Annotated in this window: 21 protein-coding genes and 1 other RNA gene; 10 read left to right on the top strand and 12 right to left on the bottom strand. The window is 42.1% G+C overall.

What is annotated here, in order from left to right; all coding sequences use genetic code 11:
• Positions 1–20 precede the first annotated feature (20 nt).
• Positions 21–479 (bottom strand): ZapG family protein, encoded by a 459-nt coding sequence (locus tag RM556_RS11690; protein WP_311362857.1) that lies wholly within the window; start codon positions 477–479, stop codon positions 21–23.
• A gap of 259 nt (positions 480–738) precedes the next feature.
• On the opposite strand from RM556_RS11690, the gene zapE reads away from it, so the two are divergent.
• The 4 genes from zapE (at position 739) to RM556_RS11670 (ending at position 5,834) form a co-directional block, all read left to right on the top strand.
• Positions 739–1,836 carry a cell division protein ZapE gene (gene zapE, locus RM556_RS11685; RefSeq protein ID WP_311374660.1) on the top strand — a complete coding sequence of 366 codons (1,098 nt, stop codon included), beginning with the start codon at positions 739–741 and terminating at the stop codon, positions 1,834–1,836.
• 91 nt (positions 1,837–1,927) lie between these two features.
• On the top strand, positions 1,928–2,644 hold the full coding sequence (locus tag RM556_RS11680) for a YebC/PmpR family DNA-binding transcriptional regulator (RefSeq protein WP_311362855.1): 717 nt from the start codon (positions 1,928–1,930) through the stop codon (positions 2,642–2,644).
• Between the two features lie 15 nt (positions 2,645–2,659).
• An RNA gene (gene rnpB / locus RM556_RS11675) (RNase P RNA component class A) lies at positions 2,660–3,016 on the top strand.
• 283 nt (positions 3,017–3,299) lie between these two features.
• Positions 3,300–5,834, top strand: coding sequence for an exo 1,3/1,4-beta-D-glucan glucohydrolase (locus RM556_RS11670; RefSeq protein WP_311374692.1), 2,535 nt, complete (start codon positions 3,300–3,302; stop codon positions 5,832–5,834).
• Between the two features lie 101 nt (positions 5,835–5,935).
• Here RM556_RS11670 and RM556_RS11665 read toward each other — a convergent pair whose 3' ends face one another.
• From RM556_RS11665 to RM556_RS11655, 3 genes are all read right to left on the bottom strand, one after another.
• The gene (locus RM556_RS11665) at positions 5,936–6,502 is read right to left on the bottom strand and encodes a hypothetical protein (protein ID WP_311362854.1); all 567 of its coding nucleotides are present in this window, start codon (positions 6,500–6,502) and stop codon (positions 5,936–5,938) included.
• Between the two features lie 107 nt (positions 6,503–6,609).
• On the bottom strand, positions 6,610–7,260 hold the full coding sequence (locus RM556_RS11660; RefSeq protein WP_311374659.1) for a response regulator transcription factor: 651 nt from the start codon (positions 7,258–7,260) through the stop codon (positions 6,610–6,612).
• Positions 7,253–8,515: a histidine kinase gene (locus RM556_RS11655; protein WP_311374658.1), complete on the bottom strand. Its 1,263-nt coding sequence runs from the start codon at positions 8,513–8,515 to the stop codon at positions 7,253–7,255. Before RM556_RS11655 ends, RM556_RS11660 begins: the two co-directional genes overlap by 8 nt.
• Before the next feature lie 180 nt (positions 8,516–8,695).
• Here RM556_RS11655 and RM556_RS11650 point away from each other — a divergent pair, with 180 nt between their 5' ends.
• Complete coding sequence (locus tag RM556_RS11650; RefSeq protein WP_311374657.1) at positions 8,696–9,448, top strand: hypothetical protein; 753 nt, start codon at positions 8,696–8,698, stop codon at positions 9,446–9,448.
• Here the strand turns inward: RM556_RS11650 and RM556_RS11645 are convergent.
• The 4 genes from RM556_RS11645 to RM556_RS11630 form a co-directional block, all read right to left on the bottom strand.
• On the bottom strand, positions 9,445–9,837 hold the full coding sequence (locus tag RM556_RS11645; RefSeq protein WP_311362850.1) for a TerB family tellurite resistance protein: 393 nt from the start codon (positions 9,835–9,837) through the stop codon (positions 9,445–9,447). The two genes, RM556_RS11650 and RM556_RS11645, sit on opposite strands and share 4 nt — an antisense overlap.
• 189 nt (positions 9,838–10,026) lie before the next feature.
• A complete protein-coding gene (locus tag RM556_RS11640) occupies positions 10,027–10,914 on the bottom strand; it encodes a WYL domain-containing protein (RefSeq protein ID WP_311362849.1) in 888 nt (295 codons plus the stop codon).
• A 132-nt stretch (positions 10,915–11,046) separates the two neighbouring features.
• Positions 11,047–11,946: a histone deacetylase gene (locus RM556_RS11635; protein WP_311374656.1), complete on the bottom strand. Its 900-nt coding sequence runs from the start codon at positions 11,944–11,946 to the stop codon at positions 11,047–11,049.
• 59 nt (positions 11,947–12,005) lie between these two features.
• A complete protein-coding gene (locus RM556_RS11630; protein WP_311374655.1) occupies positions 12,006–13,430 on the bottom strand; it encodes an undecaprenyl-phosphate glucose phosphotransferase in 1,425 nt (474 codons plus the stop codon).
• A 318-nt stretch (positions 13,431–13,748) separates the two neighbouring features.
• Here RM556_RS11630 and RM556_RS11625 point away from each other — a divergent pair, with 318 nt between their 5' ends.
• From RM556_RS11625 to RM556_RS11605, 5 genes are all read left to right on the top strand, one after another.
• On the top strand, positions 13,749–14,960 hold the full coding sequence (locus RM556_RS11625) for an outer membrane beta-barrel protein (protein ID WP_311374654.1): 1,212 nt from the start codon (positions 13,749–13,751) through the stop codon (positions 14,958–14,960).
• A gap of 86 nt (positions 14,961–15,046) precedes the next feature.
• Positions 15,047–15,544, top strand: coding sequence for a polysaccharide biosynthesis/export family protein (locus tag RM556_RS11620; RefSeq protein ID WP_311362928.1), 498 nt, complete (start codon positions 15,047–15,049; stop codon positions 15,542–15,544).
• 16 nt (positions 15,545–15,560) lie between these two features.
• Positions 15,561–17,798, top strand: a complete 2,238-nt coding sequence (locus tag RM556_RS11615; RefSeq protein ID WP_311362845.1) for a polysaccharide biosynthesis tyrosine autokinase — start codon at positions 15,561–15,563, stop codon at positions 17,796–17,798.
• Positions 17,795–18,523, top strand: a complete 729-nt coding sequence (locus tag RM556_RS11610) for a CpsB/CapC family capsule biosynthesis tyrosine phosphatase (protein ID WP_311362844.1) — start codon at positions 17,795–17,797, stop codon at positions 18,521–18,523. The genes RM556_RS11615 and RM556_RS11610 overlap by 4 nt, the downstream gene beginning before the upstream one ends.
• An 11-nt stretch (positions 18,524–18,534) precedes the next feature.
• Positions 18,535–19,242: a VpsP family polysaccharide biosynthesis protein gene (locus RM556_RS11605; protein WP_311374653.1), complete on the top strand. Its 708-nt coding sequence runs from the start codon at positions 18,535–18,537 to the stop codon at positions 19,240–19,242.
• Positions 19,243–19,266: 24 nt separating this feature from the next.
• Here the strand turns inward: RM556_RS11605 and RM556_RS11600 are convergent, their stop codons facing one another.
• The 4 genes from RM556_RS11600 to RM556_RS11585 form a co-directional block, all read right to left on the bottom strand.
• Positions 19,267–20,646 (bottom strand): O-antigen ligase family protein, encoded by a 1,380-nt coding sequence (locus RM556_RS11600; RefSeq protein ID WP_311362842.1) that lies wholly within the window; start codon positions 20,644–20,646, stop codon positions 19,267–19,269.
• A 55-nt stretch (positions 20,647–20,701) separates the two neighbouring features.
• Positions 20,702–21,298 (bottom strand): hypothetical protein, encoded by a 597-nt coding sequence (locus RM556_RS11595; RefSeq protein ID WP_311362841.1) that lies wholly within the window; start codon positions 21,296–21,298, stop codon positions 20,702–20,704.
• A 116-nt stretch (positions 21,299–21,414) separates the two neighbouring features.
• Positions 21,415–23,355, bottom strand: coding sequence for an EAL domain-containing protein (locus RM556_RS11590; RefSeq protein WP_311362840.1), 1,941 nt, complete (start codon positions 23,353–23,355; stop codon positions 21,415–21,417).
• A gap of 71 nt (positions 23,356–23,426) precedes the next feature.
• Positions 23,427–24,071, bottom strand: a complete 645-nt coding sequence (locus RM556_RS11585; RefSeq protein WP_311374652.1) for a transglutaminase-like cysteine peptidase — start codon at positions 24,069–24,071, stop codon at positions 23,427–23,429.
• Positions 24,072–24,101: the final 30 nt, after the last annotated feature.

The following is a 24,101-nucleotide window of genomic DNA, read 5'->3' as shown; positions in this document are numbered from 1 at the left end:
TGAAATGAGATTTTAGTTCACTAGGCTTGTGATTTATTCTCTTTTTCTACCTCGGCCTCAACGCCGACAAATACGCCTGAACCACTATTTGCAAAGTCTCTCGGTTGAGCGTCAGGTTGAGCAAGTGCAATATCATGTTTGTTGCTTTGTAGATTGTTACGTAGAAACAAGCTTGCATGTTCACCAAAGAATGTATCTTTTGTATCTTCGTTACTTGTCGTCGCTTGAGTCAATGATTCTTCATAGTCATTAAGTTGACGTGCTAGCTCAGCCGTTTTACTTTGTATTTCATTCAGCGCGTTACGGCTTAAATCCAAATGCTGCCTGGCTTGTAAAGCCAATAATGCTTTTAATTCTTGTTCATTGTGCCCAAGCTTTTTCTCTGAAGAAGCCGATAAGCTTTTAAACAGCACAGCGCCTAATGCGCCCCCAATAACTAAACCGATAATGATGCCGATGGCTAAGGTGCCGATTTCCATGATAACTCCAACTTGAGGATTGCTTCCCTTGCATGATCAAACATTCAACTCATCCATGCAAGCGCTTATTGGTAATAAATTGTTATTAGACTTTAATCTCGATTTTCAAGCTGTCACAAGCGCTGTATACTACCTCACTTCTTAGACACAGGGATTAAAGCGATACTCATTACGGTGTGTCATCACTGCCCATATAATGCGTATTTTTGGCCTTAATTCGGTTTTTCAACCCAATAAATGTAGATTTTTTGGAAAATTCATGACCCCTTGGGAAAAATATCAAGACGACTTGTCGTTGATTGACTTTCAGTACGATGAAGCACAAGAGAATGCCGTTAAAGAGTTACAAAGACTATATGATGAATTGACTCACCCAGAACGCAAGCCGTCTTGGCGTGTCAAAATCAAACAGGCCTTTGGAAAAGGCATGCACAATCCCAGTATTCAAGGGATTTACTTTTGGGGCGGTGTTGGTAGAGGCAAAACTTACCTAGTCGACACTTTCTATGAATGCCTGCCATTTGAACGCAAAATGCGTGTGCACTTCCACCGTTTTATGCATCGCGTCCATTCTGAACTCAAAATATTAGATGGGAAGGAAGATCCCCTAAAAATCATTGCTAAGAAATTATCGGAGGAAGCGAGAGTTATCTGCTTCGATGAATTCTTTGTGTCAGATATCACTGATGCTATGATCCTTGGAACCCTGATGGAGGAACTGTTCAGCCATGGCATAGTCCTTGTTGCGACGTCCAATATCATTCCAGACGAGTTATATCGAAACGGATTACAACGTGCACGCTTTTTGCCCGCGATTGAACTGATTAATCAGAACACCCGTGTTGTGAATGTCGATAGCGGAGTCGATTATCGATTGCGCACCCTAGAGCAAGCTGAAATCTACCACTATCCACTCGATGATGAAGCGACAACAAATTTGCAAACCTATTTTACTCAACTCGCCCCTGAAGAAGGGAGGAGTGATGTGAAAATCAGTGTTGAAGGTCGTGAAATCAGCGCCTTGAGAGATGCTGATGGTGTTGTGATGTTCGATTTCAAAGCAATATGTGATGGTCCACGCAGTCAAAGAGACTATATAGAGATTAGTCGTTGCTATCATACTGTACTGATTGCAAATGTAGAGCAAATGGGGGCCAGCTCTGATGATATCGCTCGTCGTTTTATTGCGATGGTAGATGAGTTTTATGAACGGAAAGTAAAGTTGATCATGTCTGCAGAAACGCCTCTTGAGAAACTCTATTCCCAAGGACGACTCAATTTTGAATTTCAACGTTGTTTAAGTCGCCTTCAAGAGATGCAATCAAGAGAGTACTTGGGGCTACAACATATCGCCTAACAGACGCGTGCTGACACCGGGCATGAAAAACAGTACAATCTTGCGCATAAAATCCAAAACATTGAATTAATCCATATAAAGAGAATTAAAAATGGGTAGAAAGTTTGAAGTAAGAAAAGCCTCTATGGCAAAAACTGCCGGAGCAAAGACCAAAGTATATTCACGCTATGGTAAAGAAATTTATGTTGTTGCAAAAAACGGTGGTACTGACCCAGAGGCCAATTTGCAGCTTCGTCGATTGATTGAAAAAGCAAAGAAAGACCAAGTACCTAGCCATGTTATCGAGAAAGCAATCGACAAAGCAGCCGGTGGCGCTGGAGAAGACTTCGTACCAATGCGTTACGAAGGTTTTGGTCCAGGTGGTTGCATGGTAATAGTTGACTGTTTATCAGACAACGCTAACCGGACCATTACTGATGTGCGCAACTGTTTTACCAAAACCAATTGTAAAATAGGTGCGCAAGGCTCTGCAGCGTTTATGTTTGATCACTTTGCTGTTTTCGGGTTTAAGGGCGATGACGATGAAGTTGTGCTTGAAGCTTTAATGGAAGCTGACGTAGATGTGTCTGACGTTGAAGTCGATGACGGCACAGTAACTGTGTTTGTGCCTCATACAGAGTTTTTCAAATGTAAAACAGCACTTGATGAAGCATTTCCTGACTTGGAAATAGATCTCGAGGAGATTACTTGGGTACCTCAAGACACCAAAGACATTAGTGAAGAAGACATGCCGATGTACGAAAAATTCATGGATATGTTGAATGATTGTGATGACGTGCAAAACGTATATCACAACGCTAACGTTTAGTGTAAACTCCCGCCCTGAGCCAGCCAGGCAATCGCCGCTTTCTTCATGTTTACATGTTTGCAAGGGGAGGAAAGTCCGGGCTCCACAGGGCAGGGTGCCAGATAACGTCTGGGCGGCGTAAGCCGACGACAAGTGCAGCAGAGAGAAGACCGCCAGTTTCGACTGGTAAGGGTGAAAGGGTGCGGTAAGAGCGCACCGCATCGCTGGTAACAGTGGATGGCAAGGTAAACTCCACCCGGAGCAAGACCAAATAGGTTCCCTTATGGCGCGGCCCGCGTTGGGAACGGGTAGGTTGCTGGAGCCAACGAGTGATTGTTGGCCTAGACGAATGATTGCCCACGACAGAACCCGGCTTATCGGCTGGCTCAACTTTTAATCAGTTAGGCAATGGTAACGAATCAAACAGATGATAGTGAGTTATCTCAACTTATTCGTAGAGTAATGCGTTCCGCGTTGCAATTTCTACATTCATTTCAAATAGTTAAAATCTAATCTCGGCATTTTTTCGACCTATGGTATGCAATCTTGTTAAAATGATGTAATGTAAACGTTTACATTGCGCGTTTGGATTGTGTCAATCGCGTTATATTTTTGATAGTTTTGAGGAAAACAGATCGTGGCATTTCGTAAGCATCTTCCAATTTTATGTTTAGCTATGGGCTTAGTATCGGCATGCAGCCAAGAGTCAGTTGTTGAACCAGTAAAAGAGAAACCTGCAATGCAAGAAAAAAACGGTATTGATATTTGGCCAAGGCTGAACGTTGAAGTGAAACAAACCGATGAAGTTGAAAGCCGTATTCAAGAAATTATGGCAACAATGACATTGGAGCAAAAAGTAGCACAAATGATTCAACCAGAAATTCGCGATATTACGGTTGAAGATATGCGCCAATATGGTTTTGGTAGTTATTTAAATGGTGGCGGTTCATTTCCTCAGGGCAATAAACAGTCCACACCAGAAGATTGGATTAAGTTAGCTGAAGATCTTTATCAAGCGTCGATTGACGATAGTCTGGATGGTTCGACTATTCCTACGATGTGGGGCACAGATGCCGTACATGGCCACAATAATGTGATTGGCGCGACCTTATTTCCTCACAATATTGGCTTGGGAGCTGCCAACAACCCCGAGCTAATTGAAAAAATTGCTAATGCTACTGCGACTGAAGTGATGGTGACAGGAATCGATTGGGTTTTTGCACCGACTGTAGCCACAGTGCGAGACGACCGCTGGGGGCGCACCTACGAATCGTATTCTGAAGATCCTGAGATTGTACGTGATTATGCCGCAGCTATCGTAAAAGGCTTGCAAGGCAGAGCCGGACAAGACTTCTTGAGTGACAATCGAGTGATCAGCACAGTGAAACATTTCGTTGGAGATGGTGGCACTGTAGGAGGCGACGATCAAGGTGATAATGTTGCGAGTGAACAAGCACTTTTCGAAATTCATGCGCAGGGCTATGTGGGTGGTTTAGAAGCGGGTGCTCAATCAGTGATGGCGTCTTTCAACTCGTGGCACGGTGAAAAAATTCACGGCCATAAGTATCTATTGAACGATGTATTGAAAGAAAAAATGGGCTTTGATGGTTTCATTGTCGGAGATTGGAACGGACACGGACAGGTGAAAGGCTGCACTAACGGTGATTGTGCGCAAGCAGCAAATGCGGGTTTGGACATCTTCATGGTGCCAACAAGCGCCTGGAAACCGCTATATGAAAATCTTGTTCGCCAAGTGAATGAAGGCATCATCCCAATGTCTCGTATTGATGATGCGGTGACTCGAATATTGCGAGTAAAGTTGAGAGCAGGTCTGTTTGAGAAGCCTAGTCCAGCAAATAGGAAGTTTTCAGGTAAAACCGAGTTGATCGGTCAAAAAGCGCATAGAGATATTGCCAAACAAGCTGTGCGTGAATCGCTTGTAATGCTGAAGAATAATGAGGCGCTATTACCACTTAATCCAAATACGCACATTTTAGTTGCAGGTGATGGTGCCAACAACATTGGCAAACAATCTGGCGGTTGGACAATCACTTGGCAAGGCACCAACAATACCAATGAAGAATTCCCGGGCGGCACCTCTATTTATGACGGTGTCAAAGCCCAAGTTAGTGCAGCAAATGGTAGTGTTGAGTTAAATGAAAATGGTGACTTTTTCAAGAAACCTGATGTTGCTATCGTTGTTTTTGGTGAGGAGCCGTATGCAGAAGGTCATGGCGACAGAGAGCACTTAGATTATCAGCGAGGTCAAAAGTCTGATCTGGCACTGTTGAAGAAACTACAAAAGCAAGATATCCCTGTCGTGGCACTATTTATTAGCGGTCGACCTATGTGGGTGAATCAAGAGCTCAACAACAGCGATGCTTTTGTTGCTTTGTGGCTGCCAGGCTCAGAAGGTAGTGCGGTAGCGGATGTACTGTTTACTGATGCCGATGGAAAGCGTCAATATGATTTCACAGGCCGCTTGTCATTTTCATGGCCTAACTCACCATATGATGCGGTGTTGAACAAAGGTGATGAGGATTATTCACCATTATTCCCCTACGGTTATGGCTTAAGTTATGACTCGAAAGACACGTTAGGAAATGACTTGAGTGAGACATACGAAGAGCTTGAGGCGTTTTCGACCGGTAAGAAAATCTTCACAGGGACGATGCAAAAACCTTGGGTCTTGCTACTTAGCGAAGGTGACAAGGAAGAGCTTGTTGTCGCTAGTACAGCTTCATTGGGAACGCTGAGCTATCGCACTATTGATAAGGAAGTACAAGAAGACGCTATTAGAATGACACTCACTGACGCTACAGTTCCCTCAGGACTTAAGATAGCAAGTAAGAGTTTCTTCCGCGAAGATATCAGCAATGAACTTCTTAATAAGTCCAGTTTATCATTCATGATCAAACCTGAGTCGGCTATAACGGAAGCGGTGATGTTAAACATGAGTTGCGAGAGCGAAGGTGATGCTCCAGGCAGCTGTCGTGGCAGTGTTGATATTACCGAGAACTTGAAAGCAATGGAAAAAGATAAGTGGCACGCACTATCCGTTGATTTACAGTGCTTCAGTCAGCAAGGTGTCGATTTTTCTGGCTTGGTAGTACCCTTCCACTTACTAAGTACTGGCAATATTCAATTAAGCGTAAGTGATATTGAATTTTCATTCGATACTGCAGACTCAGCAAGTATTAAATGCAAATAAAAATTGGGGTCACCTAAGGGTGGCCCCTTATTTTTAGACCATTTGAAAGTTCTTTGGCTTCGCAGCAGAGATAATTATTAATGAGTTTGTTGCTCAAACAACTAGTACGGCGAAGAATGTTGATATATTGAGTAAGCGATGTGGCAAAGCTCAGTATCGGTGTGCTTGGGCAGTTGCGCTGACGGTATACAGCTTTCCTGACTTTGGATGTCACTGGGCAAATCCATTAGTTCAAGGATTGCATTGCCCTCATCATCTAGCGATACGATATTGGTAATAAAATAGTTGGATATGACAGCCACGCTTTTAACTGGACGAGAACGAGCGAGAAAGGTGTCAGTTTCATAGATGATAAAGCTTGGATGTCCTTCTTCAGCATAGCCAATGACTGTGTATTTCCCACCTTTAGAAAAGTCTTTTATAAACACATGTGCAACATCTCCTTTGATAGCCTCCAGTAAAACGAAGTTACCGAACTTATCTTGGCGATAAAAAACGACATCGTTAACGGGCATGCTTGGTGAGGCAGTATCGACGATACACAGAGAGTCACTGTGCTCTGGTATGGAGTGGCACTCTAGGGGTAGTGTGACGTCTTTTTCTAAATTTAGCGCGAAGGCTAGTTGGCTAAACAGTAGTCCGAATGCTAATAGGTTAATCGACTTCATGTTTTGTTATTACTCATATTGGTATCTTACTTTCTAAGCGATTGTTGCTTGAGCGTGTTCTGTTTGTTTCGCAATTAACCGCCTGTTCGTTTTGGTGCGGTAAACGTTTAAATGATGCCTAGTTCAATCGCTTTTAAAACAGCTCGAGTTCGGTCTCTAACGCCCAGCTTTGACAAAATACTGCTGACTTGATTTTTAATTGTCCCTTCTGATTTGAACAGGCTTTCCGCCATTTCTCTATTACTGCATCCAGCAGCGAGCAGACGTAAAATTTCGGTTTCCCTGTTAGACAGCGCTTCGGGCATTTCGCTAGATTCAAACTCACCTTTCACGCCTTGTAAACCTTGGATCAAGCGTTCGGTTATAGCGGGTTGGATTAAGGTGTTGCCAGCATTTACTGTCTGTATTGCTTCGACCAAGGTTTCCAACGAAACATCTTTAAGCAAGTAGCCTTTCGCTCCGGCTTGAAGGGCTTTCATTACAGATTCATGGTCATCAAAAGTGGTCAGCATGATGACTGGAATAGTGCATTGCATTTCTTTGAGTTTGTTGAGAGTTTCGATTCCGTTTAAATTCGGCATACGAATATCCATGAGCACAATATCAATGCCGCCATTTGCGGCCAAATTGATGGCGTTTATGGCTTCTTGTCCATCACTGGCTTGCGCCACAACCTCAACTTTATCAGAGAGCGAAAGTAAGCTGTGAATACCTTGTCGAACGAGGGTTTGGTCATCTACAAGCAATACTTTAATCATGTAACATTACCGGAACACTTAGCATAGTTAAAAATCCTTTTTCGTTGCGTTGAAATTCTGCTTTGCCATCGACTAACGCAAGACGCTCTTCGATACCCGTTAGGCCATTTCCTCGTTGGATTTCGATATCTTTTTGTAAGCCATCTCTAACGTGCTTGTTGGCCTTTAATTGCTTACTCTGAGTATGATTGCCATTGTCTTGAATAGCAACTTGAACATGATTTGAGTGTTGAGAAAAAGAGACCTTAACTTCGCTTGCTTTCCCATGCTTCAGACTATTCGTAAAGCTTTCTTGGATACATTTGATCAGTACATCAGCTAGCGTAACGTCTTCGATGCTAATATTGTCAGGGTAATCCACGGTGATATCGATGCTAGGTAGTCTGTCACTAATCGCCTTTATTGCACTTTCTAGTCGAATCGATGATTTATCTCGTATATCAGACACAGCCTCACGCACATCGCTCAGTAATAATTTAGACAAGCTGTGACATTGCTCGATAGAATCTTTGATCGTTTGTTTTTGCGTTGCTTGTTCATTGTCTGTATCGAGCTGGTCAAGTTGACGCCCTGCAACCTGCAAGTTAATCGTTAATGCCGTTAAGTGATGACCCAATAAGTCATGTATGTTGCGCGCAATCCGCACTCTTTCTGCTTGTTCAGCAGCTTGGCTCAATAGGTGTTGGGTAGAAACGAGTTCTCGATTAATCGTTTCTACCGTTTCTCTCGTGTTTTTCTCTTTGATTGTGGTGGTGACCATGACCAAAGCAAACAAGTTAAAGGTCCAGAATAAAAGGGCGGAAACAATCATTCCGCTGAAACCCCAATGATACTCGTAAACTGCCCATAAAACTGCAGACCACAGAGGTGATAGCATGAAAGCCAATCTAGCGCTGATAAAGTAGGGTAATGCAGCGCTCCAAATCACCATGAAAATAGCGGTGTAGACGAAAGGAACCACAAAGTAGATACCTACTACCGTGCTAAAAAGTAGGAAAAGAAAGATAGTACGCACTCGACCATCGTTTTTATACGGACGTTCTCTTATCAAGCTAAGCCATAGCACAATGTAAGTCAGAAATAACGCAGCGGCTATTGGGAGCGCACTGTCCGATAGCTTTTCCATACCGTACATAAAGTATAATGCACTTCCGCTGACTAGGGCCCATGTAAGCAATGCAGATGCGCTCTCTATAGAAATAGAAAGGCGTTGCCAAAGCGGTTTCTTTTGCACAGGTGCTTGAGTGATTGTCATGTTATTCATTTCTGTCTGTTTTTTCTTGTTGAAAGAATAGCAGTGTTTTGCCTGCAAGTGCGATAGGTAAAAAGTCACTTTTTACGTCATGACTAATGGCACTCTCGTATCTCTTTTTGAGCGGCTAGTATGGATTCACTGATAAAACAATTCAAACAAACGACTTATGCGGAGTTTACTATGACTTACTTTCATTCCTTGTTATTTATTATTCATATTGTCTTCGGCAGTATCGCCCTTGTCTTATTTTGGGTGCCATTGTTCACGAAAAAAGGTCAGTTGAATCACGTTAAATTCGGCCTTTTTTACAAGACATCAATGTACATTGTTGCGTTAGGTGGTTTTGTTATGTCACTGATGGTTATCGCTATGCCACAGACAATGAAAGCAGAGATGATAGCGCAATCAAGTGATCCAGAGAGAATGGTAGGTGTGGTCAGAATATTTTGGGCATATTTGCTGTATTTAAGTATTCTCAGTTTCACTGTGACTCGCCATGCTGTTGCGGTAATCAAAGTGAAAGAAAACAGAAGTGCCTTACGCAAGTTTTCCTATCTTGCGCCTATAGTAGCACTGTTGATAGGTGGTCCTATTATGATTTACTTTGGTGTGTCAGGGGGTCGTGTCTTGCATCTTGTGTTCGGAATATTAGGGTTCTTTTTAGCATGCAGTATGCTGCGTTATTGCCTAAAAGCCGAAATGGGTGAACGCAAGTGGGTTTTTGAGCATATTGGTTCGTTTATTGGTTCAGGCATCGGTGCCTATACAGCATTTCTGGCTTTTGGCGGCAGAACCATGTTTGAGGGGCTAGGCTATTGGCAATTAGTATTTTGGATCGCACCAGGTGTGATTGGAACAATCGCTTCAGCCATACTGTGTAAAAAGTATGGCAAGGTCTTTCAAGTCGAGAGTGCCGCAAGAGCGAGTGTTTAAGCGACAAGACCCCGGGCTAATACTCGGTTAGCGAGCAAGGCAAGAAGTTCGACCTCCTCTTCGCTGCGCTCGCCATCAACTTTGGTGATCGCCATAGCGACTTCGAGTGAGCGCGCTGCGTCAATATTGAGCTCGTCTGATAGCGAACGAATAAAGTCGGGCGCCGCAAAGCCATCTATTGCCTCTCTAGCTTGATGAATTGCGTCGTTTATAAAAGCTTCTTTGGAAATACCACTATGCCAGCTCATTTCGTCTACCAAGTCATCAAAATAATCCTGCTCACTCAAGGTGATTTTCCCATCGATTTGATATAACAAAACAGTCAATTTAATCAAAGCTTCATTGTGCTGTTGGTGTTGCTGTTCTTCTAATCGATGAATTTGTGACATGTTATCTACCTTAAACCGATGAGTGTTAGAGAGTACAGGTACTAAATCAAGTAGCCGCTATATACGCTTTATAAAGACCCTTGATTATTCAGTAAAGTTCCTGAGCTATACAAAGTTATTACAGAGAATAAACTAAGTAGTTCATTTCACTGAGGATCTAAGTGCCAAAAAGACAAAATCAAGAGGGATTTAGTTTGTACTTGAATAGCCAGGTGCCAAGCTTGGGTTTTCGATACGCTGCAACACATCAGTATTTTCCAAAGCTAACTGACAACCTTGCCCAGTAATTCTGTGTCCTTCGGAACAGTCGACCTGCCATTGCCTTAAAATATATGCAGCGAGCGCGGCTCTTGTCGGCATAATTTTACGTCCATTGGCCATAGCGAAATCCATTTCAATCGCCATCGGATTTTTAATACTAGGGTGCGGGATCAAAACGAGATTAATCATTTGATGAAACTGAGAATCAGCACCGGACAATTGATGCGCGTCAGGTTCGCTCTCGAGTGTCGTGATCGAAGTGAAACGTGTACATACAAAGTCTCTGAAGCTTTCATTCTTACAGTCGTAAGCTCTTACATGCCAACGATGACCATTATTGATTAAAGCGTGGGGAACCAATTGGCGTTTACTTTCACCAGAGCTAATGGAGACATAATCAACTTCACATAATTGCTGATTATGAATTGCGCGCATGAGAGCTGCAATAATACTGCTGTCAGGGTGAATTAACTGAACCGCATCAAAGCATTGTTCGGAGGGTTGTGTGTAGTTTGATATACCGTTTCCAAAACCCCGGCTCAGTGAATGTAAAATGATATCTGGTTCATATTTAAATAACGGCCGGAATTCACTTGTTCGGTAATATTGTTTGGTTGAGTGGTCAAGCAACAGGTTTTTCGCTGCGAGATCTCTGTACGCAGCAAAGTCTCGAGTACAGGCTGCGAGGCCAGTTTGGAACCGAGTAACCAAATCGTTGCGCGAAATATGTCCAAAAAACTGTAAACAAAAGTCAATGAATGCAAGTCGCTCACGCTGGGCATGAGGCATTTCGTTGATGATTTCGGTGTTGTTCACTTCCTGTAATCTCCCAAAAGGACAAGCTCATTTTTGATGCATAAGAATAGTGTATAAATACTCAGTGTGCAATCAAAATGATTCTATAAGGCTTAGTGTGAAAATAGCGGAATTTTAGCGAGGTTCGCAAGTTTAACTGAACACCCCCGCGGCTTTAAATAGCTGTAAATGCACATCAACTAGGGCATCAATATTACGCTGATAGCCGCCGCCGATAACCGCAGCTACAGGCAAGCCTAATGTCTTGCACTGCTGAAAAATAAACGCGTCTCGGGCATAAACGCCTTCTGTGGTAATATTCAAATGACCTAAATCATCATCTATATGCACATCCACTCCAGCATCATAAATCACAGCGTCTGGTTGAAAGTATGCGATCGCCATATGCCAGGCTTGTTCCACAGTGGTAAGAAACTCATCATCTTCAGTGCCTTTGCTTAAGCCGAAATCTAGGTTGCTACGCTGCTTACGATAAGGAAAGTTCTTTTCGCCATGAATAGACACGGTATAAACCGATGGGTTGTTTTCAGCGAGTTTTGCAGTGCCATCCCCTTGATGAACGTCACAATCAAAAATAAGCACTTTATCTATGTTTGGAGATTGAAGCATGTGCAAGGCAGCTAAGTATAAATCGTTGATCATACAAAAACCGGAACCAAAATTAGCGAAGGCGTGGTGATAACCACCCGTTAAATTTAATGCTTTCCCGGAGTTTAGCGCTAGCTCAGCGGTTAATACTGTTCCGCCGGCTGCGGTTAAGGTCCGTTGTATTAATTGCTCTGACCAAGGAAATCCAATTCGACGCATAGCTTTAGGATCTAAACTACCTGTGCACAAATCTCTTACATAATTAGGGTCATAAACGCTAGAGAGTGCTTTGGTGTCTAGTGGACTTGGGCTAGAAAATTGTTGCTCGGGAACACCTTTTTCGAGCAGTGCGTTCTTGATCCCTTGATATTTTTCAATAGGAAATCGATGACGAACTGGCAGGTCAAGTTGGCTATAAATAGGGTGAAAGACCAAAGGAATCAAGCAAAGTCCTCAACTAATATTAATTCAACAATGTGTTACGCAGATAAATCGCTGAAAGCTCAATAAGCGTTTTTATCTGAGAAACCTTTAATGATTGATTTTAAGATGATCTTCACGTCTAACCAAACTGACCAGCGATGGATATAGTCAAGGTCATACTCCACACGTTTGACCATTTTGTTCACCGTTTCAGTCTCTCCACGGAAGCCATTGATTTGAGCCCACCCGGTGATACCAGGTTTCACTTTATGACGTAGCATGTAACCTTCAATTAACTCGCGATATTGCTCATTATGAGCAATTGCATGTGGGCGAGGGCCTACTATCGACATGCGCCCTTGCAACACATTAAAAAACTGAGGTAATTCGTCTAATGAGCGTCTTCTTAGAAAAGCACCAAAAGGCGTTACTCTGCTATCACCTTTCGTAGCTTGCTGAATAACATCTCCATTGTCAGCAGTGCGCATCGTCCTGAATTTATATACCTTGATTTGTTTACCATCTAAGCCATACCTGTTTTGTTTGAAGATAACAGGGCCTTTGGAGCTTAGTTTTATTCCAATTGCGATGAACAGCATTGGAATCGCGACAATGCTCAGAATAATGCAGCTAAAAATAAGATCTTCGATACGTTTCAATACATTATTTGCACCTTGAAACGGTGTATCAAAAACGCTCAAGGTTTGCACTGAACCGACAGTTTGCCAGCGAGCGTGTAGAAGGTTGTAGATAAAGAAATTAGGAATGATGTATACAGAGCAGGTAGTATCGCTGCAACGATTAAGAATTTCCATAATGCGCGCTTCTGCACTCATGGGCATGGCAACGTAAATAAAGTCAATCGTGCCTTTCTTCGCTTTAGATATGGCCTCTTCAATATTGCCAACAATTTGATCGTGGAACTCTAAGGGTAAGCGATTCATGTCTCTATCATCATAAATCCCATCTAGCTTTATTCCTAAATGGTTATTTTCCAAAATCTGCGTTGCCAGATGGTAGCCCGCAGGAGTTCCTCCAATAATGGCTGCTTTTCTAGTATTGCGGCCTTGTTTCCTTTGTATAAACAAGATTTCTCTAAAGACGATACGCCACGCGGCGAGAGCGGGAAAAGTAGAGAATATCCAAATCAATATTATGGTTTCATCATATTTCGCTAATTCCGGGAAAAAGTAGGAAAAGACAACGATGACGGAAGACGTCACTAGCCATGCAATTGTTGTGTACTTAATCAGGATCGTTGTTGATTGTGTTCGCCAAGATCGATAAAGGTCGAGTGCTTCAGCGGTCACATTAAATACGATGAGCCCAAGTGATAGGAGAATCCAACTGTCAGCTTCAAATTTTTCTTGCTTAGACTCAAGAATCAAAAAAAACAAGAAGGCAATCGCTATTAAGTCAACAAGGCGATACATTGTTGAGAAGCTACTTTGGTTGGACTGAATAATGCCGGTTCGACGGCTTTGATTCGTTTTTTGCTTGTTCATTTTTCTCACATATAGAAACCAAGAGCTTGGTCAACTATAAAAACTCACCTATGGAGTCGGCGTTTACATATGCGCTAATGGTACGCGCTAAAATTTGTGATTACTAGGTACTTGTAACTATTCTCTTTTTTATTCGGAAGTGCCGCATTTCTGCGTCAATAAAAAGCGTGAAACTGAGCACTTGAGCATTGTGCTTCACCGCTAAGATGAGCTACAATCAGGCCTCAGAGTGACGTTGTTGAGCTACTTACGTAAGCGATAGAGAATCGTTTGGAAAGATAGCCATGTCAACACCAGCAGAATAACAAAGGCAAAGGAATGAAATTCACAAAAACGGCACTTATCGTTGCACTCACAAGTTCATGCGCACTCGCTCATGCTCAGCAGTTTGAAGATGCCTCAAGCATCGAATTTGGTGGCTTTGACCTCACTCCAACACTAGATGTTGGATTTCGCTATGACGACAATATCACGCGTGCCTCACAAAATGAAACGAGCAGTTGGTCTCAAATCATTTCTCCTCAAGCGGTAATGCTTACCAACTTTGGTAGCAGTCAAGTGACGGTGGGCTACCGTTTGCGTAATGAGCGTTTTTTTAGCAGTCCAATTGATAACTATACCGACCACTTCTTTGAAGCAGGTGTAGAATATGAACTTAACTCTCGTCATCGCTTAGATATAGGCATTGATTTTAGCGACACCCATGAGGACCGAGGTACCGGTTTCTCTATTGGAAGTGGTGATGACCTAAACAAACCAGATCAATTTAAACAAGCTGAGTTTGATATTTTGTACTCGTACGGTGCGTTTAACGCTGACGGTCGTCTAGACCTCAATTTTAACGTGACTAACCGAGACTACGATATTTCGACACCCCAGTACATGGCTCGTGATCGCACATTCTCTACTCTGGGTAGTACGTTCTACTATCGTGTTGGCGCAACCACAGATTTGGTGTTCGACATCATCCATACAGATGTCAGCTATAAATTTGACCTGAATGCTGACTCTCCCTTGGATAGCACCCAGGTTTCGTATTTAATCGGACTAGACTGGGAAGCAACAGCACAGACTTCTGGTTATGCAAAAATAGGTTATCAAGAGAAAGACTTCGATAGTCCATTTCGTGAAGACTTCGATGGTGTTGATTGGGAAGCGGGGATTTTATGGGAACCTGTGGAATATTCTACAGTCGAACTGACAACAGGCGCTAACACGAATGAGACTAATGGAGAAGGAAACTTTATCCGCGGTCGTGACTATCAAGTTGAATGGCGCCATGAATGGTTGGATAGGTTAAGAACTCGTGTATCTTACACGTGGGGCAATGACCGCTATGAAGGGCAAACTGTCGAGAGTATTGGCGTAAGACAAGACGACTTAGCGCGGTTTAGGGCTTCTATGTACTACCAATTCAGACGTTGGATAAATTTTGAGTTAGGTTATATTCGAGATGAGCGAGACAGCAACAGAGCGACCATTGTATATGATCGTAACCAAATTTTGATCAACGCATTATTTACGCTTTAATTTAAAGATTATAAAGAGGGTTTTGTATAGCAATGACTATATCCACTAGCTTTAGCTTATTTGCGAAGCTCTTAATCGCATTATCGATGATAATTGCTGTTCAGGCGCATTCAGCGCAACAGTTCGACCAATATCGTCTTGGTTCGGGCGACGTCATCAAGATAAGTGTATTTGGTCAGCAAGACCTAATGGTAGAAACTAAGCTATCAAATATTGGCGTTATAAATTACCCGTTTTTAGGGGATATAAACCTTGTGGGTCTTACAGCGAATGAAGTTGAAGCGCTCATTGATAAAGGTTTGCGAGGTGATTATTTAGTAAATCCCTCGGTCTCAGTCACAGTCGTTGAATATCGTCCATTTTTCATCGACGGTGCAGTTAATAAGCCTGGTGGCTACCCTTATCAGCCAGCCCTCTCAGTTAACAAAGCTGCCGCTCTTGCTGGTGGCTATACCGAACGTGCAAACCCATCCAAAGTACTCATAATTCGTAATATTTCTGGTGTCGAGACTGAATTGGAAGCGACCGAAATAGATATTATTTTTCCCGGTGACATCGTCACAGTTAAAGAACGCTTCTTTTAAGCCAGAGTTGTAATAGATGACAATCGAAAAAGTTGAACAAATTGAAGCAAAGTTGATAGGGGCGGACATTATCGACTTTGCTCAGTATTGGAACACTGTTAAAAGATATTTGTGGCGTATTCTGGGTCTTGCCTTTTTTTTAACTATATTAGTTGCTTTACTGGTGCTTTCAATTACCCCAAGGTACATCGCAACAGCGTCCTTGCTCATTGAAGCAGAACAAGCAAATGTGCTCTCGATCGAAGAAGTTTATGGTTTAGATTCTAGCCGCAAAGAGTACTTTGAGACACAGTTCGAAATACTGAGGTCTAGACAAATAGCGACCAAAGTTGCTAGAGAACTAGGCTTATATGACAATCCTTTATTTAACGTTGAGCTGCTTCAACAGAATAAATCTGGTTTATCGAATACTCTAGACTCTCTCAAGGGACTGTTACCGTTTTTACCGCAAGCCGAAGAAGGTATAGTTTCAGAGGAACAAGCGTTTAACAGACGTTTGAATTATGCTGTTTTGCAGCTTATGAATAACGTCACTATTAAACCTCTCAAGAACACACAGGTCGTTGAAATTTCTTTCGAAAGTGAGGATGCTCAGTTAGCAGCTCAAATCGCAAATACCTTCGCAGATGTTTATATTGAAAGCTACCTTGAAGCCAAACTTGATATGACGTCAAAAGCAACCTCATGGTTAAACGAAAGCCTTCAGGGCTTAAGGCTTAAGCTGAATGAGGCAGAAAAGAACTTATCTGACTTTTACGAAAGAGAACAACTTGTTGATATCGATGGCGTAGTTGGTTTGGCATCTGAGCAACTGCAACAACTTAGTGATCAGCTGATTGAAGCTCAAGTTTTACTTCAAAGAACTCGTAGTATTTATGAACAAGTAAATCAGGCTGGCGTAGGAATAGAAGAACTTTCAAGCCTGCCTGAAGTATTAAATCATCCCTCTATTCAGTCTATCAAACGAGAAGAAGTGGTTGCTCAGAGTAAGGTTTCTGAACTCAGAGAAGTTTACGGTCCAAAGCATCCCAAAATGATAGCCGCCAATGCAGAATTAAACTCAATTCAGCAAAGTATTCAGAAACAAGTTGCGGTGTTGATTTCTGGCATTAATACGGAATATCGAAGCGCTCAATCAAAAGTGAAGAAATTGACTCAAGATGTTGAGCAAGCAAAGGCTGAGTTTAGAAAGCTCTCAAGTTTAGAGAATCAGAGAAAAGGGCTACAGCGTGAAGTCGATACTAACCAACAGCTGTATAACTCCTTCTTCACCCGTTTAAAAGAAACTGATCAATTAGGTGGCTTTGAGTCAGCAAATGCGCGTGTACTTGATGCTGCAGTTGCGCCAACACAAGCTGCTAAACCAAAAAAAGCCCTTATTATTGTTGCTGCGTTCGTTCTTAGTATGGGCTTTGGTGTTTTTCTTGCGTTGGCATTAGAAGCATTGAATGCTGGGATTCGCTCAGTAGATGATGTGGAAAGAAAGTTGGGGCAGCGTATGCTAGGGATTATTCCATGGCAAGCCCACAAAAAGTCTGAAAACTTAGCGCTGAGGCACTTCTTCGATAAACAGCATCATATGTTCAGTGAGGCAGTAAGGACACTACGTACGAGTTTACAGTTACTGAATTTAGATAAACCTTCACAAACGATATTGGTTACCTCTAGTGTGCCCAAAGAGGGTAAAAGTACCGTATCAATCAATCTCGCATTTGCTATCGGGCAACTGAATAAAGTGTTGTTGTTAGATACCGATTTGAGACGCCCAACGCTTGCTAAACAGTTCGACCTTCCAGGTTTTCAGCCGGGCTTAGCAAACTTGATAGCGGGTACCCATAGTTTAGATGAGTGCATTGTGACTGATGAACAGTCTGGGGTAGATTTAATATGCTCAGGTTCAGTGCCCCCAAACCCTCAAGAGTTACTGGCATCTGATCAATTCAAAGAGTTAATGTCAGCTTTAAAGACAATGTATGACTATATTATTGTTGATAGTGCACCTACCCAAGCTGTGAGCGACGCAGTGGTCGTTTCTAAGCTCTGTGATTCGGTCGTTTATGTCGTTCGAGCGGACAGCACTAGTCATAAAGTGATCAATACAGGTTTAAGTCGGTTCTTACAGATTGGAAATCGGGTCGACGGTGTTGTACTAAACCAGGTTGATTTGAAAAAGGCCAAGAAAACGGGTGAATATTCTGGTTTCTATGACCAATATGGTTACAACAGTTACCCATCAGACGACGCGAAGAGTTGATAGATTTACACAGCCACATCCTACCCGGCATTGATGATGGTGCTAAAACCATGGATGATGCCATTGCGCTTATTGAACAATCGATTGCTGCTGATGTGACTCATATTGTCTGTACGCCACATATTCATCAAGGTGTATATGATAATGACCTATCGACTATCCTAAATGCATACGACCTATTGTGCTATGAAGTAAAGTCCAAAGCAATACCTATAAAATTAGCGTATTCTGGTGAAGTTAGAATATGCCCAGAAATTGTATCTTGGGTTGCGAATAAACAACTACCCTTTTTAGGCTCATGGGAAGGGCGTTCTGTGTTATTACTGGAGCTACCTCATAGCCATATTCCACCGGGCGTCGAAAATCTGATCAAGTGGTTGTTGAAGTCGGGAATACAGCCTGTTATTCCACACCCAGAGAGAAACAGGGATATCATTGCGGATTACCGAAAAGCAACAAGCTTGAAGAAACAAGGCTGTTTATTCCAAGTTACTGCCGGCGCATTTACCAATCGGTTTAATGAGCGCGTGAAAGATTTAGCTGTTAAAATGTTAAGCGATGGTCTGATTGATTATATTGCTTCAGATATGCATAGCATTCACCGGCGACCGAACGATATGAAAGCAGCTCGAGTCGAGCTAGACAGTTTACTCAGTGCTGAAGATGTTAAACGTTTAACGCATACAACACCTGCTCTGATTACTGCTGATTTGCAGTGGCGGTAGGGAATATTGCTATGTTACAAAAAGCCTTAGAGTTAATTCGAACAAATCTAATGTTAATACTCGTGTTGCTTATATCTTTAGTGGGTATTTTCCATAGCGCACGTTTTGCGCTATCTAGTTTAGACTTCTATGCAGTTAAAAATCTCATTTCTCAATGGCAAGAAACCGAGTCAGTAAAAAACACTGAAGACATAGCAAGAGCAAAATCTCATTTAGAAAGAGCAAAAGCACTTCACCCTGCGCATCCAGTTTATACTGACATGCTTGGTCAGGTATTTGAATGGGGTGCTTTATCCGGAAGCAGCAATGAAATTGGAGACCTACAACAAGCGAAGGCCCTTTACAGTGCAGCTATACAACAACGACCAACCTGGCCAGTGACTTACGCATCCTTAATCTTAGTGAAATGGCGATTGGGTGAATTTGACGAGGAATTGATTGAAAGTATTAAAATGGTGCAAACCTTAGGCGCTAAAAAACCAGAAGTACATGCAATCATTATTCATTTCGGTTTAGCAACTTATGCTGAAAATCACCCGTTCTATGCTCATGTACGAGATGCCTTACCAAAGTATCTTTCACTGGCATTGCGCAATCAAGAAACACGAATCTCAACGCTTGCTATAATTGATTATTATCAAAGCCTTAAAACAGTTTGTCGATGGATGAACAAACAGGATCCTTGGGTGGTCAAGAATGCTTTAAAATGCGTGCAGTAGACTCTACATCTTTCTAAGAATGGCTTAAAGAGGGCCTCTTGCTCGAATTTTCAAATTATTGCTTAGCATACAAAGTGAGATGAATATCACGAAATAGCAGGCATTTGCATACGCTTGCAGCGGAAAATCTACTGCCATGTGAAGACACATGCCGATGATCGCCATGCAACAGGCGAACGAAACGCCTTTAAATATAGAGTTCCGACGCTTTCGCATTGCTCTTATTGACTTGTAGAACGCAAAGACAACAATCCCCGCTAATAACGTAAAGGCAGGCAAGCCGTATTCAATTGCGAATTGTAAATAATCATTATGAGCATGATCATAAAACGACATGACGTCAGTTTTCTGGTATTTCGGAAACACGGAGTAGAAGCTGCCAGCGCCAGATCCAGTGATAGCAAAGTCGCTAAGCATTGGCATGGCATCAGTAATGACCTCGTCACGCGTCTCTTCACTAAGACTGGTTTCAGCAAGTCGATTTTTCACATTCTCTAGGCCGAAATAGGTGCTCACAATAAAGAGGTCAATAATAAATATGCTAATTATTAGGACGCTCAGACCTTTACTACGTTGTTTGATGATTAACAGAGCCAAGATGCCGGTCAAGGTCATTGCTAAGAAAAACGCGGTGTTTCCCATTCGACTTCTGCTCATCACCAAGGCAATGACCATAATGGCTAAACAAATTCTAATGAGTGCTTTACTTCCCAGCATCGTGGTTGCTATTGAACGCAACAAGTCCTTTGGTGATGACATTTGGTCTTTCTGTAAACTAGTGATCAATAAACCCAGACCTGCCGCTAAGGTTAACATAAGGAAGTTGGCGAAATGGTTCTTATAAACGAAACTACCAGTGGCAATTGAAGTGACTTCTAACTGAAATATTAGACTTCTATGGCTTTGCAACAAGACTTCTAATGCACCATATAAGGCTTGAAAAGTACCGGCTGCCAACATGGTCATGAGCAGAAGTTTGAGCCGTTGCTCAGTATTTACCAACATCAAGATTAAGCAAAATAAACAGAAAAAAGACAAGAGCTTGTAAAAACTAATACCGCTTTGACCGGTATCTAAGGATAAGTAAAAACTTTCCACAGAGGCTAGTTGTTGAATAGCAAAAGCGCTTGGCGAAATGAACTCAACAAAGACTGCTGGTAGGGGAACGAGTTGCAATGCAGCAACTACTATTAAGGCTAACCATAAGTAGATCATTCGCAGGTAGGGCAGCAAACCCAGCCAAGGTTTGTCTTTGTGAGATAGGGCTGCAACAAAGGTGAGAGCAAAAATAGCGATCTGGAAAAAATTCCAAGCCCAAGGGCGGTTAGCACCCAAAGGTATAGGTAAGGCAAAAATAACAAACAACAGTGAATAATACAGTAATGATTGAAGTTTTAAATTCACGAGTGCTCGTTGGGTTGTTCGCGTTAAGCTAGCGGCAATTTTTTATGATTATTTCTTAATTGCTAGAGACCGTTGTATCGCCGCCGCCAGCGCCGCCAGCACCAATGCCAATACCAACAGGTGAAATAGGACCTGTGCTAATTACGCCAGCCGCTGTTGCTGTTGATACCAAAGAGGGATCAGCGCCTGCTTGCAAAGCCGCAACTAAAGCATTCTCTGGGGTAATAGCGCCGGTAAGGGCTGCGCCATCAAGCACTTCTTGGGCGAAGTCAGGGTAAAGCACAACACCAAGTGTAATGACCTCAATGACTTTTGCGGGATATTCTTCAATGAGCACTTTCGTGACATCAATCAAGCTGTTTACGACAATCATTTCACGATAAAAATCATTCGACAGCGGCACATTAAAAGCGATGGCGGATTTTGCGTCAGGATTAAGCGTTGTATCTTCTTCTGTCATCGATGAAGCTATTGCCATGGCAATAGCTTGAACAGAGGTGTTACCGCTATTCACTAATTCAATAACATTCTCATGAAGTCGATTTCCTGGTTGCACTTCATCACCGAATAGAGACCTTGTTGCAACATCTTGCGCCGCGACCGAGGCGAATGAAGCAAAACAAACAAAGATAAAGGTGGCGAGTCTGCGCATTTTAATTTTCCAAATCGTTTGATAATAGTGACAATTTATTACTAGCATACGCCGAACACATGCTTTGTTTACATTTTACTCAGTAATTCATTTATTAGCAAATAAGCGACAGTAGTTTATTGCTCATCTTGGACCAACCTGGGAGCTGCGATGAAGTAACCTTGTTGGAAATCAACGCCGGCGTCTTTTAACCAGTCTGACTCTGCCGAGCTCTCAACCATTTCTGCAATTATTTTTATATTTAAACCATGAGCAATCGCAAGCAAAGACTCCACAAATAATTGATTATCTTGTTGCTCATGGATGTTGGCAGTGAAGCGACCATCTAACTTTAAGTAGTCTGGTTGCAGTTCTTTTAAGTGAATAAAGCCAGCCAGTTGAGCGCCATAATGTTCTAAGGTGATGCTGACACCTAATGCTTTTAACTGCTGAGCAAACATATTGAGTGTTTGCGCAGAATTGACTAAGGCTCGTTCGGGTATTTCCAAAACCAAACGTTTCGCGATGTCAGGTTCTTCATTTAACTTGCTAAGCAGCCAAGATTGAAAATTCGGAGAGAGTGAGGATAAGCGAGAAACGTTTAGGCCAACACGTCCATTCTTAGCTTTCAATAACGCAAACGCGTTAGAGAATAGCATTTTGTCCAATTCTTCAGAGTAATTTAATCTGACTGAGGCCGGTATCAGTTGTGACATCGGTACCATTTCACCGGTATCTTTTCGCTTCATTCGTGCAAACCACTCAGAATACTCAACCTTGCTGTTAGGCATTATCAAAGGCTGTGCCGCAAAATCTGCTTTTGCTTCATCAATAAGCTGTAAGATTTGACCTCGCCACTCACTATTGCTTTGCTTAATTGTGATATTAGATGCAAATTGCCATTGTGACGGCAACGTAGCTGCGATGGCTAGGGCACTATCGGCGCGCTCCATAGCAGCATGATAATTGTCTGAATACTGAAACTCTGTAGCGCCTATGTGGGCAGTACCAAGTTGGTATTCACTTTTTTCAATGCGTTTAAAGTTAGCAGCAAGCGCTTCCACTAAGCTCTCACATTTAGGTTTTTCAATATCCTCTAAAAGCACTGCAAAATCGGCTCCTGCAATTCGGTAGATAGAGAAATGACTAAAATGCTGAGAGCAAATTTGTTTAGTTTCCTCACAGATTTTCTTTAAATACGAATCGCCTTCGTTGATCCCAATATGTTCATTGATATTTTGTAGGCTCGTGCCACGAATGATTAATAGAAAACCTTGTGAATGATGTTGCTCATCTCGCAGCAGTTGTTCAAAAGCTAAATCGAAAGCGCGACGATTGCCGACTTCAGTTACTACATCGGAATAAGCGAATCGTCTATATTGCTCAGACTGTTTGTTCAACTGCATGAACAACTTACCTAGCTTAGTAGACATAACATTGATGGCTAAAACAAACTGTTTTAGCTCTTTAGTTTTTGGGACTCTACTCACTTTCTCAAAGTGTTTATCACTCATTTTTTCAGCTTGCAGAGCAACATCTTTAAGAGGACGCGTAATCATTTTTACTAATGCATAGACAAAAAATAATCCAAAAACAAAAATAATACTGATGACTGAAAATGTGGCTTTTGCATTAGACCATAGTTGCTGATACCCAAACCCAGGATTACTAATGACTTCTAATCGCCCAGCAATAGTCCAGCCAGTGTTTAGTTCTGTATTTGATTTGGGGGCCTCGATAGTAAATAAATCAACAAACCAAGCGGGAACATCATCAAGTGTTTGCGTGTTTATTTTTCTAATCAATACCTCATCTTCACCGTTATATAGTGTAATCTCTTGATAATAACCACGATCGAAAATTGCGTTCGTCATTGTATCGATAATTGGTAAGCCTTCTTCGCTCTCTAAGTGAGGCATGATCGATAAACCCAACGAGGTAGCAGTATCCTGAGCGTGAGAGGAAAGCTGGTATTCTATGTATTCACGGGTATTGCTGACATTCACCCAAATGGATGACATAAATACGATAAACAACACTAGGAAAAACCCTAATCCTAACTGTTTAGAGAGTGACATATCTGCTCCGTTTGAATGTCGTCGACAAGCCACGACTTATACTCTTAGCTGAGATTATAAGGCGTATCTTATTAAAAGCCATTTTTCATTCGCTCATTTAGCTCATCCCACAAGCTGTTGTTCCCTCGATTTTGCATCATTCTGCCTCGGCCTTGAGTTTTGGCAAGCCATAGGCCATCGCCATTAAAACTATATATAGGGAGTAAATCTTTTCTTTGGCTTGCCGGGAGAATGCGTTTATTTAAATTGTCTAGTACCAAGGGGATAGAATTTGGATTCTCATAGTAGGCTAACACCATATGGGCTTGTGGTGGCTTGGTAGCCGTAACGTACATTAGTCTTAGTTTAGACTTATCTACACCTAACTCGACTAAGCTGAAATATTTGGCGATAGTAAAGTCTTCGCAGTCACCACCAGATGTGGATAGAAACTCTATTGGTGTTGCCCAATAGTCTTCTTTTCCCCAGTGTTTTTTGTCATTTATAAAATCTAGTCGATTAAAAAAGTCATTAATTTCTTTTAATTGTTCATCAATAGGTTCGCTTTGTTGAGCTTCAAGTAGGGCTTGCCATTTGATGATTCGTTTATACGCGTCTTGACCATATTGTTCGCTTATTCGCGATAGCAAATTTTCATTAATTTCAATTTTTGAATAGAGAGGAGAATGCTGAATAGCAAGCAGGGCAACGCAGCAATAGAGAATGACCTTTTTCATTCTATTGCGATACCTTTATAAGCCACATGT

The sequence above is a fragment of the Alteromonas sp. W364 genome, from assembly GCF_031846205.1.
GTDB classification, from domain to species: Bacteria; Pseudomonadota; Gammaproteobacteria; order Enterobacterales; family Alteromonadaceae; genus Glaciecola; species Glaciecola blandensis.
This window is presented reverse-complemented; position numbering and strand designations above follow the sequence as displayed.

Excerpts from the sequence above, each read along its gene's own strand:
- RM556_RS11680 (WP_311362855.1), top strand. The coding sequence starts at position 1,928 with ATGGGTAGAAAGTTTGAAGTAAGAAAAGCCTCTATGGCAAAAACTGCC.
- RM556_RS11630 (WP_311374655.1), bottom strand. The coding sequence starts at position 13,430 with ATGAACAAGCAAAAAACGAATCAAAGCCGTCGAACCGGCATTATTCAG.
- RM556_RS11615 (WP_311362845.1), top strand. The coding sequence starts at position 15,561 with ATGACAATCGAAAAAGTTGAACAAATTGAAGCAAAGTTGATAGGGGCG.
- RM556_RS11665 (WP_311362854.1), bottom strand. The coding sequence starts at position 6,502 with ATGAAGTCGATTAACCTATTAGCATTCGGACTACTGTTTAGCCAACTA.
- RM556_RS11660 (WP_311374659.1), bottom strand. The coding sequence starts at position 7,260 with ATGATTAAAGTATTGCTTGTAGATGACCAAACCCTCGTTCGACAAGGT.
- RM556_RS11655 (WP_311374658.1), bottom strand. The coding sequence starts at position 8,515 with ATGACAATCACTCAAGCACCTGTGCAAAAGAAACCGCTTTGGCAACGC.
- RM556_RS11625 (WP_311374654.1), top strand. The coding sequence starts at position 13,749 with ATGAAATTCACAAAAACGGCACTTATCGTTGCACTCACAAGTTCATGC.
- RM556_RS11690 (WP_311362857.1), bottom strand. The coding sequence starts at position 479 with ATGGAAATCGGCACCTTAGCCATCGGCATCATTATCGGTTTAGTTATT.
- RM556_RS11590 (WP_311362840.1), bottom strand. The coding sequence starts at position 23,355 with ATGTCACTCTCTAAACAGTTAGGATTAGGGTTTTTCCTAGTGTTGTTT.
- RM556_RS11595 (WP_311362841.1), bottom strand. The coding sequence starts at position 21,298 with ATGCGCAGACTCGCCACCTTTATCTTTGTTTGTTTTGCTTCATTCGCC.
- RM556_RS11650 (WP_311374657.1), top strand. The coding sequence starts at position 8,696 with ATGACTTACTTTCATTCCTTGTTATTTATTATTCATATTGTCTTCGGC.
- RM556_RS11585 (WP_311374652.1), bottom strand. The coding sequence starts at position 24,071 with ATGAAAAAGGTCATTCTCTATTGCTGCGTTGCCCTGCTTGCTATTCAG.
- RM556_RS11670 (WP_311374692.1), top strand. The coding sequence starts at position 3,300 with ATGGGCTTAGTATCGGCATGCAGCCAAGAGTCAGTTGTTGAACCAGTA.
- zapE (WP_311374660.1), top strand. The coding sequence starts at position 739 with ATGACCCCTTGGGAAAAATATCAAGACGACTTGTCGTTGATTGACTTT.
- RM556_RS11645 (WP_311362850.1), bottom strand. The coding sequence starts at position 9,837 with ATGTCACAAATTCATCGATTAGAAGAACAGCAACACCAACAGCACAAT.
- RM556_RS11605 (WP_311374653.1), top strand. The coding sequence starts at position 18,535 with ATGTTACAAAAAGCCTTAGAGTTAATTCGAACAAATCTAATGTTAATA.
- RM556_RS11620 (WP_311362928.1), top strand. The coding sequence starts at position 15,047 with ATGATAATTGCTGTTCAGGCGCATTCAGCGCAACAGTTCGACCAATAT.